The organism is Sorangium aterium (assembly GCF_028368935.1).
GTDB classification, from domain to species: domain Bacteria; phylum Myxococcota_A; class Polyangia; order Polyangiales; family Polyangiaceae; genus Sorangium; species Sorangium atrum.
This window is the reverse complement of the sequence record NZ_JAQNDK010000002.1, coordinates 2027966-2044208: the sequence shown is the minus strand read 5'-3', so window position 1 is coordinate 2044208 and position 16243 is coordinate 2027966. Positions and strand designations below refer to the sequence as shown.

Genomic DNA, 16243 nt, shown 5'->3' with positions numbered 1-16243 from the left:
CCCCCCATACCTGGCAAGTAATTTCCCGGCGCGAAAGATAATTCCATCGTTCTTTCTGCCGCACAGTGGTCGGGACGGTGCGCTGTGCGGGGACTCGCTTACCCCGAGCGGCAGACGGGCCATGACCCGACTCAGGGGTTGCCGTGGGAGCCGGCCGCGGACATACCGGAGCCTACATGGTGGACGTGGCCAGATCGCCGCTCGGTTCAACTGCTGTGGCCGCCGAGGCTGCCATCGTGGTCCTCGACGGCCCGCTCGGGACCGAGCTCGCCGCGCGCGGGGTCGAGACGCCGGCGCCGCTCTGGAGCGCCGCGGCCCTGCTCGACGCGCGGGGCCGCGACGTGGTCCGCGCGATCCACCGGGATTACGCGCGCGCGGGCGCGACGGTGCACACGGCGAACACGTTCCGCACGAAGCGGAGGCAGGCGGGCGCCGCCTGGGCCGAGCTGGCGGCGCGGGCGGTCTCGCTGGCGCGCGAGGCCGTGCGCGACGAGGGCCCGCAGCACCGGGTCGCCGGCAGCATCGCGCCGCTCGAGGATTGCTACCGGCCCGACCTGAGCCCGGCCGACGCGCGGCAGGAGCACCGAGAGCTCGCGCAGGCGCTCGCGGGCGCGGGCGTCGACCTCCTCCTCTGCGAGACGTTCCCGCACGTCGGCGAGGCGCTCGTGGCGCTCGAGGAGGCGGTCGCCACGGGCGTCGAAGCATGGGTGTCGTTCACGGCGGGTCCGGGCTCGGATCTGCTCTCGCCCGAGCACATCGGGCTCGCCGCGCGGGAGGCGGCCTCTCGAGGCGCGAGGGCCGTGCTCGTCAACTGCACCCCTGCGACTCGCACGCTCGCGCACATCGAGCGGCTCGCGGCGTGCGGCGTCCCGTTCGGGGCCTACGCGAACGCGGGCGCCGAGGCCGAGGGGCTCGGCTGGGGCGTTGGCGTCGACCAGCGCGGCTCGGCGGCCGCGCGTTACGCGGAGCTCGCGCGCCGCTGGCTCGAGGCGGGGGCCACGATCGTGGGCGGGTGCTGCGGGACGGGGCCCGCGCACATCGCGGCGCTGCGCGCGCTCGTCGACGGGGCGAGGCCCGCGCGCGCCCCGGCGGGATCGCCGCGCTGAGGCCATGCAGCCGATCGCCGGTTGCTCCCCACGGGGCGACGTGCCACCGATTGCCCGACGGGCCGGGCGACGCCAGCGCGAAGCGGCGCGGCGCCCGGCGGGCACGATCCATCGCCTGAGACAGCACGCCGCCGCGATCGGCGGCGCCCCACGGACACGGAGCGCAAGATGATCGATCTCTATTACTGGCCCACCCCGAACGGCTGGAAGATCAGCATAATGCTCGAGGAGACGGGCCTCCCGTACAAGCTCATCCCGATCAACATCGGGCGGGGCGAGCAGTTCAAGCCGGAGTTCCTCGCGATCAGCCCCAACAACCGGATGCCCGCCATCGTCGATCACGACCCTCCGGGCGGCGGGGCGCCGATCTCCGTGTTCGAGTCGGGCGCGATCCTGCTCTACCTCGCGGAGAAGACGGGCCAGTTCATCCCCTCGGACGTCCGCGGTCGTTACGAGGTGACCCAGTGGCTCATGTGGCAGATGGGCGGCCTCGGCCCCATGAGCGGCCAGGCAGGCCATTTCAATCACTATGCGCCGGAGAAGATCCCCTATGCGATCGAGCGCTATACCAAGGAGGTACGCCGGCTCTATGGCGTGATGGACAAGCGGCTCGCGGACCGGCCTTTCCTGGCGGGCGAGTACTCGATCGCCGACATGGCGAGCTATCCCTGGGCGATGCCGCACGACCGGTACGGGATATCGGCCGACGAGCTCCCGAACTTCAAGCGGTGGCTCGACGCGGTGCGCGCGAGGCCCGCCGTCGAGCGCGGGCTCGCGGTCGGAAATGAGCTGCGGAACCCGAGCCAGCCCATGGACGACGAGGCGAAGAAGTGGCTGTTCGGGAAGAAGCCCGAGGCGTGAGCCGCCCGTCCCGCATGTGCAGCGGCCGCGCCGCGGTGCGCCCTGGGCGCGCGGCGCCTCGCTGACGGGCTGCGACCGGGGCGGACAAGCCACGATCGAACGAACCGTCCAGCGCGCCAGCGCTGCACGCGCGACGCACCACAGAGCGTCCTGAGCAGGGCGGGGCCACCAGCGCAGCCCGCCCTGCGGTAGGGCTTCACCGGGCGCGCCGAGCCGCTGGTGCGCCCTGGCTGGACCCGACACGTCCTTTTGCCGCAGAAAAACAGAACCAGCGCTCCTCGACGATCCGCTCGGCCCGGATCGCGCGGGCCCCGCTGCGGGGCGCTGCTCGAGCGAGCGCGCTGCATTCACCCCTCGCGGACGTCAAGCACGCTGGGAGCGGAAACGTCTGCACAGCTCCGCCGGGCACACACTCTGCTCTGCGGTGAGCCGAGATGTCTGGGCCTGGTGGGCCCTCGCGGACATCGGGGGGAACGATCATGTCGATTCATAGCAAGATGCTGGTGCCTGCATTTCTTTTCGCTGCTCTGGCCGCCGGTTGTACCGCGAATACGGACGACGCGGACTTCGATCAAACCGATCCCGGTGACGACGAGACCGGGGCCGTCAATCAAGCATTGGAGGAGGAGAGAGGCGGATACATGGGGATGGGCGCGGCGCAGCTCGCGCCCGGACAGGCCCAGATGGGCCCGAGCAAGGGCGAGATGTTCCCCGGCAAGGGCATGCTCGGACCGAGCAAGGGCCAGATGCTCCCCAGCAAGGGCATGCTCGGACCGAGCAAGGGCCAGATGCTCCCCAGCAAGGGCATGCTCGGACCGAGCAAGGGCCAGATGCTCCCCAGCAAGGGCGCGCTCGTGCCGAGCCAGGCCGGGATGTTCCCTGGCAAGGGCGCGCTCGTGCCGAGCCAGGCCGGGATGTTCCCCGGGCAGGCGCAGATGCCGTCCAAGGCCGGGTTCGGCGGTTATGCCGGCCAGCAATCCAGCCAGGGGATGCAGGGTTATGCTGGTCAGCAGGCCGGCCTTGGCCAGGCGGCCATCTCCCAGTCGGGCGCTTATGGTCAGCAGGGCCAGATCAGCGCGCCCGGCCAGCAGGGCCGGCCGTAACGCCCCGCGCGCGCGCTCGTCGGGCTCCCAGGAGAGCACGCCCTGCCGCGCCCACCTCACCCGCTCTCGATCGCCCAGAATGCCCCGACTGCCAGGTCGGTCGGGGCATTGTTTGGAGACCTAAAAAACAACGGTGCGGCGGCCTTCGACGATGACCCGCCGCTCCAGGTGCGCCCGGACGGCGCGAGAGAGGACGAGCCGCTCCACGTCACGCCCCATCCGGGTCATCTCCTCGGGGCCCATCTGGTGATTCACGCGCGCCACGTCCTGCTCGATGATCGGCCCCTGATCCAGGTCCCGCGTCGCATAGTGCGCCGTCGCGCCGATGAGCTTCACGCCGCGCGCGTGCGCCTGATGGTAAGGCTTCGCGCCCTGGAACGCGGGCAGGAACCCGTGGTGGATGTTGATGACGGGCGGCCCCTCATCGAGCATCTGCTCGGAGAGGATTTGCATGTACCGCGCCAGCACGACGAGATCGACATGGTGCCTCTTCAGCAGGTGAAGCACCTGACGCTCCTGCTCGCGCTTGGTCTCCGGGGTGATGGGGATGCAGAAGAAAGGGATTCGAAAGCTCTCGGCCACCGCCTCGAGCGTGGGGTGGTTGGAGATCACGAGCGGGATCTCGCAGCGGAGCTCGCCCGCGCGCTGCCGGAGCACCAGATCGTAAAGGCACGCAGGATCCTTGGTGACCAGGATCGCCATCTTCGGGACGTGATCGCTGTATTCCACCGACCATCGCGCCGAGAGCGCCGAGGCGAGCTCGCGAAAGGCGGCCTCGATCGCGCTGCGGGTGGCGGAGCCGCCCAGGGCGGCGACGGCGGCCGGCGAGGCGAGGCCGGACAGATCGACGACGAGACGCATGAAGAAGCGCGGGCCCTCGTCCATGAACGCATCGGTGTGATTGCTCGCGTCGATGATGTTCAGGCCGATGTCGTAGAAGAACCCTGCGAGTCGCGCGACGAGACCGGGCTGGTCGGGAGCGGCGATGAGGAAGGTTGCGTGAACGGGACCCATCATACGGGTCATGTAGCTCGCCCCGAGGCGGAGGCGCAAGCGCGAGGGCCGGGAGGGACCGCGGGCGGGCGCTTGCCTGTCTGCCTACCCGCTAGCGCCCCTCGCCGCTCTCGGAGGACGGCGGCCCAGACGGATCCTCCGCGAGCCTCGGCGCCAGCGTGGAGAGCTCCGCCCAGGGGATGCGCACGGTCCGCTCGACGTCGCGCAGGTGCGCGCAGTCGTTGTAATAGATGAGGTGCCAGGCCTCGGCCCGACCCCAGCGCCGCCTTCGCTGCCAGTGGGTGAGCGAGGTGTGGCGGGTGGCGAAGTGCGCGCTCGGGAAGGCGAGCGCGTTCATCCGGAAGAAATGGAGGAACGCGACGTCGATGAAGCCGCCGTGGGTGACGACGACGATCGTCCGCCCCTCGTGCTCACGGGTGACGCGATCGAGGGCGACGGAGACCCGCAGCATGAACTGAGCCCAGCTCTCTCCACCGGGGCTCACCGGCCGGTACGGCTCGCGCTCGAAATCGATCGCATAGCGCACCATCGCCTCGCCGACCGGCATCCCGTCCGCCTCGCCGGGGCGGAGCTCCTGGATCTCGTCGTCGAGCGTGACGGGCAGCCCCAGGGCGGGAGCGACGATCTCGGCCGTCTGCTGCGCCCGGCGATAGGTGCTGGCGATCAGGACGTCGGCGGGGATCTCGCGCGTCGCGGCCAGGCGATCGCGCAGGCGCTCCGCCTGGAGGATGCCGAGCTGCGTCAACCCGGTGTCCCCGCGCATCCCGCCCACGATATGGTTCACGTTGACCAGCGCTTCTCCATGCCGGATGAGATAGAGGTTCGTCACGATCTGAGCCTCCGAGGCGCGCGACCTCGTGGGGGGAGGGCCGCGCGGGGCGGTCCGCGCTCGCTAGGAAGAGCAAGGCCCCCCTCGAATGTCAAGGGTTTGTACCGCCGCCGCGCGGGCGCTCAGGGGCAGCCGTGGAAGAGCGCGAAGATGGCCGCGCTCTCGGAGCAGACCTGCTCGTCGCGCAGGGCGCTGCAGAAGTCGTCCTCCGTGAGGAAGGTCTTCTTTCCCGTGCTGCCCTCGATGCAGGAGATCGAATAGGCGAACCGCGAGGCGCCCTCCCCGGGCAAGCCTGGGATCTCCAGCTCGGAGCCTTGGCCCACCTGCGAGCCGCTATCGCCGGCGTCCTCCGGCGGATCGGCGCCGAGCAAGGGGAGCACCAAGATGGGAAAAAGGCTGAAGAGACCGGCTACGAAATTCGGGATCATGGGTTTACCTCCAGCGTCGATAGAAAGGCATCCTCGTGCGAGGTAGCCATTGCAGCTGTCGAATCCAACATGCATCCGACAGGCCAGCTCGGGTCATGTCCGCCCAGTGCACAGGCGCGCGCGAGCGCGGGGCGAGCCCGCGCCGTCGAATACGCGGGCCGCGGGCCGCCTGCCCCGTCCGGGTCGGAGGGCGCGCTCGGGCCGCTGCAGCGCCGGCGCGCGGCGCCGGACCGGCCCGCCCGGGCGCGGCGCGCTGCACCGCCCTTGCCAGCTCGCTCGGACATGGCCTACAAGGCGAGCCCTCTGAAGGAGACTTTCATGCACCGTCGCAGCTTCATCGCGGCCGCGCTGCTCGGCGTCGCGGCCCTCGCCGGGTGCGCGCCGCGCTGGCGCGTCGTGACCCAGGCGAGCCCCGACACGTTCGTCGGCCAGCGGTATTTCGCCCTGATGCCCATCGACTACGTGGGCCTCTTCATCCTCGACCAGCGCGAGGACCAGTACCTCGCCGGCAAGGACGCGGACGATCACCAGCGCTTCGTGGCGGACAAGGAGTCCATCAACGAGGAGTTCACGAAGGCGCTGGTCGCCACGGCCCAGGAGGAGGGCATCGAGGTCGCGCCGTCCGACGGCCCCACGTCGGCGCCGTTCGTGATCAAGCCCTATATCGGCTACATGAATCCAGGCTTCTACGCGGTCGTCTCCTCGGCCCCGAGCCAGATCCGGCTGACGCTCCGGCTCACGACGCCAGACGGCCGGGTGCTCGATGAGGTCCAGTTCTCGAGCCGCACGGCGTCGCCCATCCCGAACACGAACCTGAGCTCCGCGGACGCGGACAAGCTGAAGCCCGGCGGCCGCTGGCGCGAGGACGCGCGCGTGATCGGCGCGTATGTGGCGCGCTACCTCGCGTCGCGCGTCCACCCCTAGGCCCCGGTCGCCCAGGCTCTCCCCGGTCGCGCGCTTCGAGGAGGCTGCCGGGGCGCGCGCGGGGGGCGCTCGCCCGCTTCACAGCAGCACCCCGCGGAGCAGGAGCTCGGCCACGCTGAAGTAGATCACGAGGCCGGAGACGTCGACGAGCGTCGCGACGAACGGGGCCGAGGCGCTCGCCGGGTCGAAGCGGAGCGCCCGGAGCACGAACGGCAGGAGCGCCCCCGCCAGCGTGCCCCAGGTCACGACGCCGACCAGGCTGATCGCGACGGCCAGCGCGAGGAGCCCGTAGTGCGGGCCATAGGCCCCGAAGAGCTTCTCCCAGGCGATGACGCGCGCGAAGCCGATGGTGCCGAGGATCCCGCCGAGCGCGAGGCCCGACGCGAGCTCCCGGCGGCTGACGCGCCAGAAGTCGGCGAGCCGGATCTCGCCGAGCGCCATGGCCCGGATGACCAGCGTCGTCGCCTGAGAGCCGGAGTTGCCCCCGCTCGAGATGATGAGCGGCACGAAGAGGGCGAGCACGACGGCGCGGGCGATCTCGCTCTCGTAGTGCCCCATCGCCGTGGCGGTGAGGAGCTCGCCCACGAACAGCGCCGAGAGCCAGCCCGCGCGCTTGCCGAGCATCCTGGAGATGGGGGTCCGGAGGTAGGGCGCGTCGAGCGCCTGCATGCCGCCGAGCTTCTGGATGTCCTCGGTCGCCTCCTCTTCCACGACGTCCACGATGTCGTCTGCGGTGACGATCCCCTTCATCCGACCCTCGCTGTCGACGACGGGTATCGCCACGAGATCGTGCTCCGCGAAGCGCCGCGCCACGGCCTCCTGGTCGGCGTCCTCGTTGACCGACACGATATCGGTCTTCATCACGTCGCTGACGCGCCGGTCGCCGGGGGCGATCATGAGCTGTCTCAGCGACACCACGCCGCGCAGCCGCTGCTCGGCGTCGAGCACATAACCGTAGTAGATGGTCTCGAGGTGATCCCTGGCCTGCCGCTTGAGGTAGCTGATCGCCTGGTCGACCGTCGCCTCCGGCCGCACGCGCGCGAACCACGGGCTCATGAGCCCGCCAGCCTCATCCTCGGCGTACGCGAGGAGCGCGGTCACCTCGCGCCGCGTCGGCTCGTCGAGCAAGGAGAGGAGCTCCGCCTGGTCGGCCGGCGCCACCTCGAGGAGGATGTCCGCCACGTCGTCGGGCGCGAGCAGGCGGAGCCACAGCCTGCGTTCGCCCTTCGTGAGGCCCGCCAGGAGCGCGGCCTGGTCGGCCGTGGGAAGACCTTCGAAGAAGTCCTCCGCCTCCTCGCGCCGCAGGCGGCGATAGGCCTGCACCCGCTCCTCGTTCTGCAGGGCCGACCAGGACAGGATCAGATCAGCCGCCGTGAGCGCCTCGGCCGCGTTGAAGGGCGGGCGTTCCATCATCGCCTCACCTCGTCGAGCGCCTGGCCCGCCCTGTCGGCGTCGCCCGGCAGAAGATGCGCATCCGCGAGGGCCCAGCGGCAGGCTCGACCCTGGAACCACGATTAGCAACGGGCGCGCCACGGCCGCCCCTCCCTGGAAGCCCCGGCACGCACACAGCGCAGCGGCCCCCCCGCCTGCGCCGTCGGACAGCGAAGCGCCTGGGGAAGCCGGCATATTCCTGGTTCCCTCGGACTTCTTCCCGGTGCTCGGATCGCGCCGACGCGCAATGGCGCGGTTTGGCGGGAACCTACCGTATCTCCCAGGATGCAGGCTCTTTGCCCGGCCTGCGTGGAGCCTGCCGGCGCGCTCTGACGCCTGCGCGCACGTCTGCGCTCACGCGCGCGCGGGCGGGTCGAGCAGATCGACCCCGAAGCGGCGCAGCAGGCGGCAGAGCGGGACGAGCGGCAGCCCCACGATGGCCGCCTCGTCGGCGTGGCGCACGTCGTCGAACAGCCACGGTCCGTGCCTCTCGAAGAGGTACCCTCCCGCGCTGCCGATCGGCCGATCCAGCTCGACATAGCGGCGGATCTGCGCGCGGCCGAGGGGGCGGACGCGGAGCTCCACCGTGACGATCTCGGCCAGCGTCCGCGGCTCGCCGGCCGCGAGCGGCACCGCCGGCGGCGCGTGCACCGCGACGGCGGTGTGGAGCGCGTGGACGCGCCCCGCGAGCCGCCCGAGCTGGTCTGCCGCCTCGTCGAGCGAGGCCGGCTTGCGGAGGAGCTCCCCATCGAGCTCGAGCGCCTGATCGGCGCCGATGATCACGGCGCCCTCCCGCGCGGGCGTGAGGCTCAGCGCCTTCCCCTCCGCGAAGAGGCGGGCGCACGCGAGGGGCGACATCCCCTCGGGCGCGATCTCCTCGAAGGCCGGCGCGACGGCCTCGTACGCGAGCCCGAGGCGATCGAGGAGCGCCCTCCGAAAGGGCGACGTGGAGGCGAGGACAACCGGGAACATGGCCGGCTCCATGGCACGGAACGACGCGCGTGCCGAGAGGAACCGCCCGCCTCGCGCTCCTCCCGCCCGTCGCGCTCCTCCCGCTACTCCCGCTCCTCGCGCGCTTCACCTGCGCTTCACCCGCTCTTACCTGCTCTTCACGCTCTTCGCGGCGTTCGCACCGACTTGCTTTTATTTACCAAATTTTATCGAGAAATGGCAGACCTCGAGGATTCTCAGCAATGGTGACAGCCGCTGGGCATGCGGGAATAACCACAGGAATTCCCGCCGTCAGGTGTCGCCTGAATTACCCATCATGCATTTCATTAAAAAGCAGCTTGCACTCGGACTCTACAGCACGCGACAGTACGCCAATGCAGCAACTCAACACAAGGCACCTCGTCACACTCTCTCTCGTCGCGCCGGGCATCGGGCTCTCCGTGCTGCTCGCCGCCTCGCCGGCGAGCGCAGCGACGTACGAGGTGGGGCGGGGCAAGCCTCATGCGAGCCTCGCGGAGGTCGCCCCTCGCCTCGCTGCCGGGGACGTGGTCCTGGTCGAGGGCGACGCGACCTATCCGGGGGATCTGTTCTTCAAGAAGTCGGGCACCGAGGCGCAGAAGATCACGATCCGCGGCGTTCGCGTGAACGGCCGCCGCCCGGTCCTATCCGGGGGGACGAACACGGTGGTCTTCGCTGGCAATCACTATACCTTCGAAGGCTTCGACATCACCGGCGGCTCGGGCCGCTGCGTGTTCAACAAAGCGCACGACATCACGATCCGCGACTCGGTGGTGCACGATTGCGCCGGGCACGGGATCCTCGGCGCCGACTCCGAGTCGGGCTCCCTCACGCTGGAGTACGTCGAGGTCTATGCCTGCGGCTCGGGCGACAGCAGGCACCCCATCTACATCGCGACCGACGAGGAGACGCGCCTCGGCTCCGTGTTCCGCATGCGGCACTGCTATGTGCACGACGGCAATGGCGGCAACAACGTGAAGAGCCGCGCGGAGCGGAACGAGATCTATTACAACTGGATCGAGGGCGCGAAATACCACGAGCTCGAGCTGATCGGGCCGGACGGCCAGGACGAGGGGCTCGCGCGCGAGGACTCCGACGTCGTGGGCAACGTCCTCGTCAAGACCGGCCAGCACTTCGCCGTGCGCGTCGGGGGCGACGGCACGGGGCAGACGTGGGGCCGCTTCCGGTTCGTCAACAACACGTTCCTGCTCGCCCCCGGGTCGCGGCCGGCGCTCAGGATGTTCGATGGAATCGAGAGCGTCGAGATGAGCAACAACGTGTTCTATCGGCGCGGCGGCGGCGGCGTGGAGGTCTATGTCGACAGGAGCGCGACCTGGAAGACGGGAGCGGCGTTGATCTCGGGCGCGAACAACTGGGTCCCCACCGGCTCTTCGGCCCTCCCCGCGGCGTGGACAGGCACGGTGCAGGGCGCCGACCCCGGCTTCACCAACCTCGGCTCGCTGGACCTCCGCCCGGCGTCGAACAGCCCGCTCGTCAACGCCGGCTCCAGCGCGACGCCGAGCCCGGCAGGGCACCCGTTCCCGAGGCCGCTCGCCGCGCCGCAGTCCTCGCCCGTGAGGAGCGTGCGCGCGGCCAGCCGACCGCTGCAGCGGCCGGTCGCCGGCGCGATCGACATCGGGGCCTACGAGTCCGGCTCCAGCCTCGCGGCGCTCGCCATGAGGACCGTGGACAGCGATCGGGACCTCGGCGACAGCGACAGCAGCGCCGTGGAGGAAGAGTGGAACGTCGACGGGGACGCCGCCCCGAGCGACGGTGAGGCGGGCGCCGGCGACACCGACGACGTCGATGCCAGCGACGCCGACGCCGAAGGCAACGCGTCCGCCGGCGACTGCGCCGCGGACGGCGACGCGGCCGGCGACGACACCGCGGCGCGCGCCGCTGCGTGCCCCGAGGCCGCGCAGGGCGACGCGGACGCGCCGCACGACCCCCACGCCAGCGCGTGCAGCGTCGGCGGGGCGCTCGCGGGCGGGCCGGTCGCCGGCTCGGGGGCGTTCCTCGCCGGGGCGGCGGCGCTCCTCGGCGCCGCCCTCCGGCGGCGCGGTCGCCGCGCCGGGGCGTGAGCCGCGGCGCGAACCCTCAGGCCACGAGCGCGCGCAGCAAGCGACGCGCCGAGGCCGGGTCGGGCAGCTGAAACGCCGCGGAGCTCTCCCCGCCGCCCACGTGGATCGTGAGGGCGGTCGGGGGGAGCGCCGCGAACAGATCCTCGTCGGTCCTGTCGTCGCCGAGCGCGATCACCACCGCGTCGGGCCCCATCGTCGCGAGCACCCGCGGCACGATCACCCCCTTGTTGACCCCGCGGAGCCGCACCTCCAGCACCTTGCGGCCCGGGATGAGCTCGAGATCGTGCTCGCGCAGCGCCTCGCCGAGCTCCAGGGGCACCTCGCGGGCCGTCTGGCTGGCGAGCTCCGGGTCGGCGGCCCGGTAGTGCCACGCGATCGACACCATCTTCTCCTCGATGAAGCTGCCCGCCGTGCGGTCGACGAATCCCTGCAGGATGTCGCGGACCCTCGGCTTCCAGTCGAGCGCGGCCTCGCGGAGCGCCACCCAGGGCTCGCCGGGCGCGGCGCGGGAGAAGAACCCGTGCTCCGCGTGGAGGCTGATGGGCAGCTCGCCCAGCCACCGCTCGAGGTCCTCGCGCGGCCGGCCGCTCACCACGTGCACCTGCGTCCGCGGGCGCGCCGCGAGCTCGCGCAGCTCGGCGACGAGCGCCTCGTCCGGCTGAGCGAGCTCGGGCATGGCCTCGAGCGGGACCAGCGTGCCGTCGTAGTCGAGCATCACGATCAGCGACGGCGCGCTGAGCGCGCTCGCGATCGTGCTCCCCTGGGGCGCGCCTTCAGGCCGCCGGACGGCCCCCACCGCGGGCGCCGCGCCGCTCGCGCGCTCGAGATCGTTCAGGAAGCGGTGCGACCAGCGGTGCGCGTCGTGCGTCACGACGCGGCGGCGGAGCGCCTGCATCCGGACGCGCTGCTCGGACGGCGACATGACCAGCGCCCGCTGGATCGTCGACGCCACCGCGTCGATGTCGTGCGGGTTGACCTGGAGCGCCTCGATCAGCTCGGCGGCCGCGCCCGCGAACTCGCTCAGCACGAGCGCGCCGGTGTCGTCGATCCGCGAGGCCACGTACTCCTTGCAAACGAGGTTCATCCCGTCGCGCAGCGGCGTCACCATCATCACGTCGGCCGCGAGGTAGAGCGCGACGACCCCGGCCATGGGCATCGACCGGTGCAGGAAGTGGATCGGGATGTCGTCGAGCGTCCCGTAGCTGCCGTTGATGCGGCCGACGAGCTCGTTCACGACGCGCCGGAAGTCGGCGTAGGCGTCGACCTTCTCGCGCGTCGGCACCGCGAGCTGGATGAACCGGACCTTGCTCCGGAGCTCGGGCTCGCGCTCCAGGAAGCGCTCGATGGCGAGCATGCGCCGCGGGATGCCCTTCGTGTAGTCGAGCCGATCGACGCCGAGCACGATCTTCCGGCCCTTGGCGCTCTCGCGGATGCGCCGCGCCTCGGCGCGGACCTCCTCGTCCCGCGCGAGCCGCACGAACTCGTCGACGTCGATGCTGACCGGATACGCGCCGAGCCGCACCCGCCGCCCCTCGTACGCGAGCGTCTCCAGATCGGGATCGAGCCCGAGCACGCGCGCGGCGGAGTAGACGAAGTGGTACCGATAGGCCGTCGTGTGAAACCCGACGACGTCGGCGCCGAGCATGCCGCGCAGCACCTGCTCCCTCCAGGGCAGGATCCGGAAGACCTCGGCCGCGGGGAACGGGATGTGCAGGAAGAAGCCGATCCGCGCGTCGGGGATGCGCCTCCGCAGCATCGCCGGCACGAGCGTGAGCTGGTAGTCGTGGATCCACACCCTGTCGCCCGGCCTGTACCGGGAGGCGATGGCGTCGGCGAAGCGCTCGTTCACCTCGCGGTAGCTCTCCCAGTCCTGCCGGGCGTCGAGGTGCAGCTTCTCGACGAGGTAGTGGAACAGCGGCCACAGGACGCTGTTCGAGAAGCCGTCGTAGTAGCGGCTCACCTCGGCCGACGTGAGGTGCACCGGGACCGCGCCGAGCTGATCGAGCCGCTCCTCGACCTCTCGGCGCTGCTCTTCGGTGAGCTGCGCGAGGTCGCCCGGCCATCCGAGCCAGAGGCCGCCGTGCCGCTCGTGGGGGCCACGTAGCGCGGTCACGAGGCCGCCCGCCGAGGGGACGACGGAGACGTCCCCCTGATCGGCGTGGACGGTCACGGGGAGGCGGTTCGAGACGATGAGCAGGCGGGACATGCGCGGCCAGGAAGCTAGCGCATGGCCCCTGCACCACGCCCTTGCGGCGCGGTGAAATCAGGGGCTAGCCGATGGTGCTCGTCGGGCGCGCCCTGATCGCTACCGGTCGATCCGGATCGACGGCGCCGTGTTCTCCGGAGGGTTGGGCTTCGACGTGGCCGTGGGCGCTGCGGGGCGAACGGGGCGGCCCCAGTTTCGCCTGCCGCCCGAGCTCGTGTTCGACGGCGCGTCGTCGGTCTTCGCGGGCGCGGCCACCTGCGCGAGCCGTGCGACCGTCTGCACGGACATCTCCGACGGCCCCTGCACGATGGAGTAGGGCTGGAAGCCTTCCTTCTGCAGGGTCAGCCGGCGAGGCGACGCGCGCACCTCGTCGTTCGCGATCGAGAGCTGGAGCGGCGTCTGCCCGAGCGATTTCCCGTCCTCCAGGACCTCGGCGCCCGCCGGGATCGACTCGATGATCAGCATGAACGAGGGCGCGCCCTTGTGTTCGCTGGGCGTGCCGGTCGCCGCGGGCGCGGTCGTCGGCGCGGTCGCGACCTCGGGCGTGGCCTCGCTGTTCTGCGCGGGCTTGCGGGTCAGCGCGAACGCGCCCGCCGCCACGACGACCGCGCCAATGGCGGCGAAGATCACCGCCTTGCGCCCGCCGCCGGAGGGCGCTTCCTGCGCGCCGGTCGCGCCCTTGGACGCGCCCGCCGCGGTCGCGGCGGCGCCCGGGCCCGAGCCGACGCCGGAGGTGCGCCCGCTCGGATCGTCATCGCTCGACGGCGCGGGGAGCGTCACCGCGTCCTTGAGCGCTTGCACCGTGGACGAACGCGACGAGATCTGCACGCCGGGCAGCGACTCGAACGAGGTGATCTGCGTGCCGCCGAACGCGGTCGTCACGCCCATGCCGCGGGCGCACTCGCCGAGGCCCTGGATGAGGGCGTCCATCGTCGCGGGCCGGCCGTCCGGATCCTTCGCGAGACAGCGCATCACGAGCGCCTCGAGCGGCTCCGGGATGTCGACGTCCGGGTTCCGCTCCTTCATGCGCGGCACCGGCTGCTGGAGGTGCGCCATCAGGATCTGGATCGACTTCTCGGACTCGAACGGGACCTTCCCGCAGAGCATCTGGTAGAGGATGACGCCGAGCGAGTAGATGTCGGTCCTGAGGTCAACCTTGCCGTGCGAGATCTGCTCCGGCGACATGAAGCGGGGCGAGCCCAGGAACGCGCCCTGCTGCGTGAGCTCTTCCGAGTCGTCGCCGAGCTGCTTCACGAGGCCGAAGTCGAGGATCTTGACCGCCTCCTCCGCGTCCTCGTTGGAGACGAGCATGACGTTCGACGGCTTGAGGTCGCGGTGGACGACGCCGTGCTTGTGCGCCTCGCGCAGCCCGCGCGCGATCTGCCGCGCGATGCGCATCGCCTCGGGCGGCGGCAGGCGCCCCTGCCGGCGCACGCGCCGGAAGAGCGTCTCGCCCTCGAGGAACTCCATCGCCATGAAGAACCGGTCCTGATCATCGGCCTCGATGCGGCCGTAGTCGAAGACGGTGACGATGTTCGGGTGCTGGAGGCGCGCGAGGATGCTCGCCTCGAGGAAGAAGCGCTTGTGGAAGTTCGGGTCGAGCTGCCGCGAGGCCTGGTTCGGGATCAAGACCTTGATCGCCACCGGGCGCCCGAGCGGGATCTGCTCGCCGCGATAGATCGTGCCCATGCCGCCGGTCGCGAGCTGGGAAAGGATCTTGAACTTTCCGTTGAGCACCTTTCCGAGCAACGGATCGATCGGCTCGCTGCGCGCTACTTCATCGACGACGTTTTCGTTGGCACCACTCATATGAACTCCGTCGCCTTCCCCGTGCGGGCGCGGGCGAGCCCTCCCCTCGGTGACGATGCCTCGCGATGCGTGAGCCTGGACCTCATGATCGTGGGGAGCGTCGGCGCGTGGGGCCGTCGGGGCAGTCTAAACGGAAGAAATGTCCTTGGCGACCTTTCCTCGATCGCCTCCACGATCGCCCCGTTCGTGAGGCCGGGACCCCCGCGCGAGAGGCCGGCCGTGAGGCGCTGCACCATGCGCCGTGCGCCATAGCCCCGATCGACGGGAACCGCCAGTTGCTGGCATCGAGCGTTTGCATCGCACCTTCGCGCCACGAGATCCTGCGAGCAGAGTACACTGCTCCGCGCCCGCGCGATGCTCTTCCGATCATCCTTGTCGGGTGCCGCCGCCGGACGCCGGCCGGTGCGCGCCGGACGTCCCTGCCGGCCTTCTCGCCCTCCCGGGTGGGGACGAGGTAGTAGAGGAGGATGCGACCGGATCGCGCCGTGCTGCGCTGGTGGAGGGGGAGAGAGTACCGGCGCCTACTCGACGTGGCCGCGTCCGAGCTCGCCGGCTCGCGCCACGCCGACGCGGAGGCGACGTGCGCGCGGGCGCTCCGGATCGCCGAGGAGATCTACGGTGAGGGGGACGCCGAGCTGACGGCGCCGCTCTACGCGCTGAGCTCGGCCCGGCTCGCGCAGGGGCGGCTGGACGAGGCGCGCGCGAGCTCCGCGAGGGCGATCGCCATCGCCGAGGCGGCGGCGAGCACCGATCCCCCGCTGCCGAGGCTGCTCGAGCAGCTGGCCGCCATCCTCGAGCGGCAGGGCGAGCTCGAGGACGTCGAGGCGCTGTTCCGCCGGATGCTCGCGGGCTACGAGCGGATGCGCGACCCCGACCCCATCGAGCTGTCGGCGCTGCTGAACCGGCTCGGCCTGCTGCTCGGCAGGCGGGGGGCCCGCGCCGAGGCGGCGCCGCTCTTCCGGCGGGCGATCGCGCTGCGGGAGGGGGCGCTCGGTGCCCGTCACGCGCTCGTCGCAGAGGCGCTCTACAACGCCGCCACGTTCCTGGAGCTGGAAGAGGACCTCCCGACCGCCGAGCGGGAGGTGATGCTCCGGAGGGCGCTCGAGATCGCCGAGGCGGGGGCGGGCGTGGAGGGGGCGCTCCTCGCGTCGATCCTGCACAACCTGGCGGCCGCGCGGGAGGCGCTCGGGGACGCGGCCGAGGCGGCGGCGCTGTACGAGCGCGCGCTCGCCGCGCGGGAGGCGCTGGCCGGGGCCGCCCACCCGTCGCTCCGGCCCACGCTGGTCCGGCTCGCGCAGGTCCACCACGCCGCGGGGCGGCTGTCCACGGCGCTGCCGTTGTACGAGCGGGCGCTCGCGCTCGCCGAGGCGGAGCTCGGGGTGGATCACCCGGTGGCCACGGCGATCGAGGCCTGGATGGCAGAGGCGCGGAGCCGGAGCTGACCCCGCCGCCTGCGGGCGCGGTGGACGGCCCAGCGGGCAG

Annotated in this window: 13 protein-coding genes; 6 read left to right on the top strand and 7 right to left on the bottom strand. The window is 71.4% G+C overall.

Features of this window, described 5'->3' with window-relative positions; translation table 11 throughout:
- Positions 1-176 precede the first annotated feature (176 nt).
- From POL72_RS22680 to POL72_RS22670, 3 genes are all read left to right on the top strand, one after another.
- Positions 177-1106, top strand: coding sequence for a homocysteine S-methyltransferase family protein (locus tag POL72_RS22680; protein ID WP_272097594.1), 930 nt, complete (start codon positions 177-179; stop codon positions 1104-1106).
- A gap of 168 nt (positions 1107-1274) precedes the next feature.
- Complete coding sequence (locus tag POL72_RS22675; RefSeq protein WP_272097593.1) at positions 1275-1967, top strand: glutathione S-transferase N-terminal domain-containing protein; 693 nt, start codon at positions 1275-1277, stop codon at positions 1965-1967.
- A 479-nt stretch (positions 1968-2446) separates the two neighbouring features.
- Positions 2447-3070: a ribosomal eL19 family protein gene (locus tag POL72_RS22670; protein ID WP_272097592.1), complete on the top strand. Its 624-nt coding sequence runs from the start codon at positions 2447-2449 to the stop codon at positions 3068-3070.
- Positions 3071-3190: 120 nt separating this feature from the next.
- Here the strand turns inward: POL72_RS22670 and purU are convergent, their stop codons facing one another.
- From purU to POL72_RS22655, 3 genes are all read right to left on the bottom strand, one after another.
- Complete coding sequence (gene purU / locus POL72_RS22665) at positions 3191-4087, bottom strand: formyltetrahydrofolate deformylase (protein WP_272097591.1); 897 nt, start codon at positions 4085-4087, stop codon at positions 3191-3193.
- Between the two features lie 88 nt (positions 4088-4175).
- A complete protein-coding gene (locus POL72_RS22660; protein WP_272097590.1) occupies positions 4176-4913 on the bottom strand; it encodes a histidine phosphatase family protein in 738 nt (245 codons plus the stop codon).
- Positions 4914-5035: 122 nt separating this feature from the next.
- Positions 5036-5341, bottom strand: coding sequence for a hypothetical protein (locus POL72_RS22655; RefSeq protein WP_272097589.1), 306 nt, complete (start codon positions 5339-5341; stop codon positions 5036-5038).
- A gap of 318 nt (positions 5342-5659) precedes the next feature.
- On the opposite strand from POL72_RS22655, the gene POL72_RS22650 reads away from it, so the two are divergent.
- Positions 5660-6265, top strand: coding sequence for a hypothetical protein (locus tag POL72_RS22650; protein WP_272097588.1), 606 nt, complete (start codon positions 5660-5662; stop codon positions 6263-6265).
- A 78-nt stretch (positions 6266-6343) separates the two neighbouring features.
- Here POL72_RS22650 and mgtE read toward each other — a convergent pair whose 3' ends face one another.
- Positions 6344-7678 carry a magnesium transporter gene (gene mgtE, locus POL72_RS22645; RefSeq protein ID WP_272097587.1) on the bottom strand — a complete coding sequence of 445 codons (1335 nt, stop codon included), beginning with the start codon at positions 7676-7678 and terminating at the stop codon, positions 6344-6346.
- Between the two features lie 372 nt (positions 7679-8050).
- On the bottom strand, positions 8051-8668 hold the full coding sequence (locus POL72_RS22640) for a Maf family protein (protein WP_272097586.1): 618 nt from the start codon (positions 8666-8668) through the stop codon (positions 8051-8053).
- A gap of 353 nt (positions 8669-9021) precedes the next feature.
- On the opposite strand from POL72_RS22640, the gene POL72_RS22635 reads away from it, so the two are divergent.
- Positions 9022-10746: a right-handed parallel beta-helix repeat-containing protein gene (locus tag POL72_RS22635; protein ID WP_272097585.1), complete on the top strand. Its 1725-nt coding sequence runs from the start codon at positions 9022-9024 to the stop codon at positions 10744-10746.
- 16 nt (positions 10747-10762) lie between these two features.
- Here the strand turns inward: POL72_RS22635 and POL72_RS22630 are convergent, their stop codons facing one another.
- Positions 10763-12952: a bifunctional alpha,alpha-trehalose-phosphate synthase (UDP-forming)/trehalose-phosphatase gene (locus POL72_RS22630; protein WP_272097584.1), complete on the bottom strand. Its 2190-nt coding sequence runs from the start codon at positions 12950-12952 to the stop codon at positions 10763-10765.
- 99 nt (positions 12953-13051) lie between these two features.
- Positions 13052-14761 (bottom strand): serine/threonine protein kinase, encoded by a 1710-nt coding sequence (locus tag POL72_RS22625; RefSeq protein WP_272097583.1) that lies wholly within the window; start codon positions 14759-14761, stop codon positions 13052-13054.
- Between the two features lie 467 nt (positions 14762-15228).
- Here POL72_RS22625 and POL72_RS22620 point away from each other — a divergent pair, with 467 nt between their 5' ends.
- Positions 15229-16203 carry a tetratricopeptide repeat protein gene (locus POL72_RS22620; protein WP_272097582.1) on the top strand — a complete coding sequence of 325 codons (975 nt, stop codon included), beginning with the start codon at positions 15229-15231 and terminating at the stop codon, positions 16201-16203.
- The last annotated feature ends 40 nt before the right edge of the window (positions 16204-16243 follow it).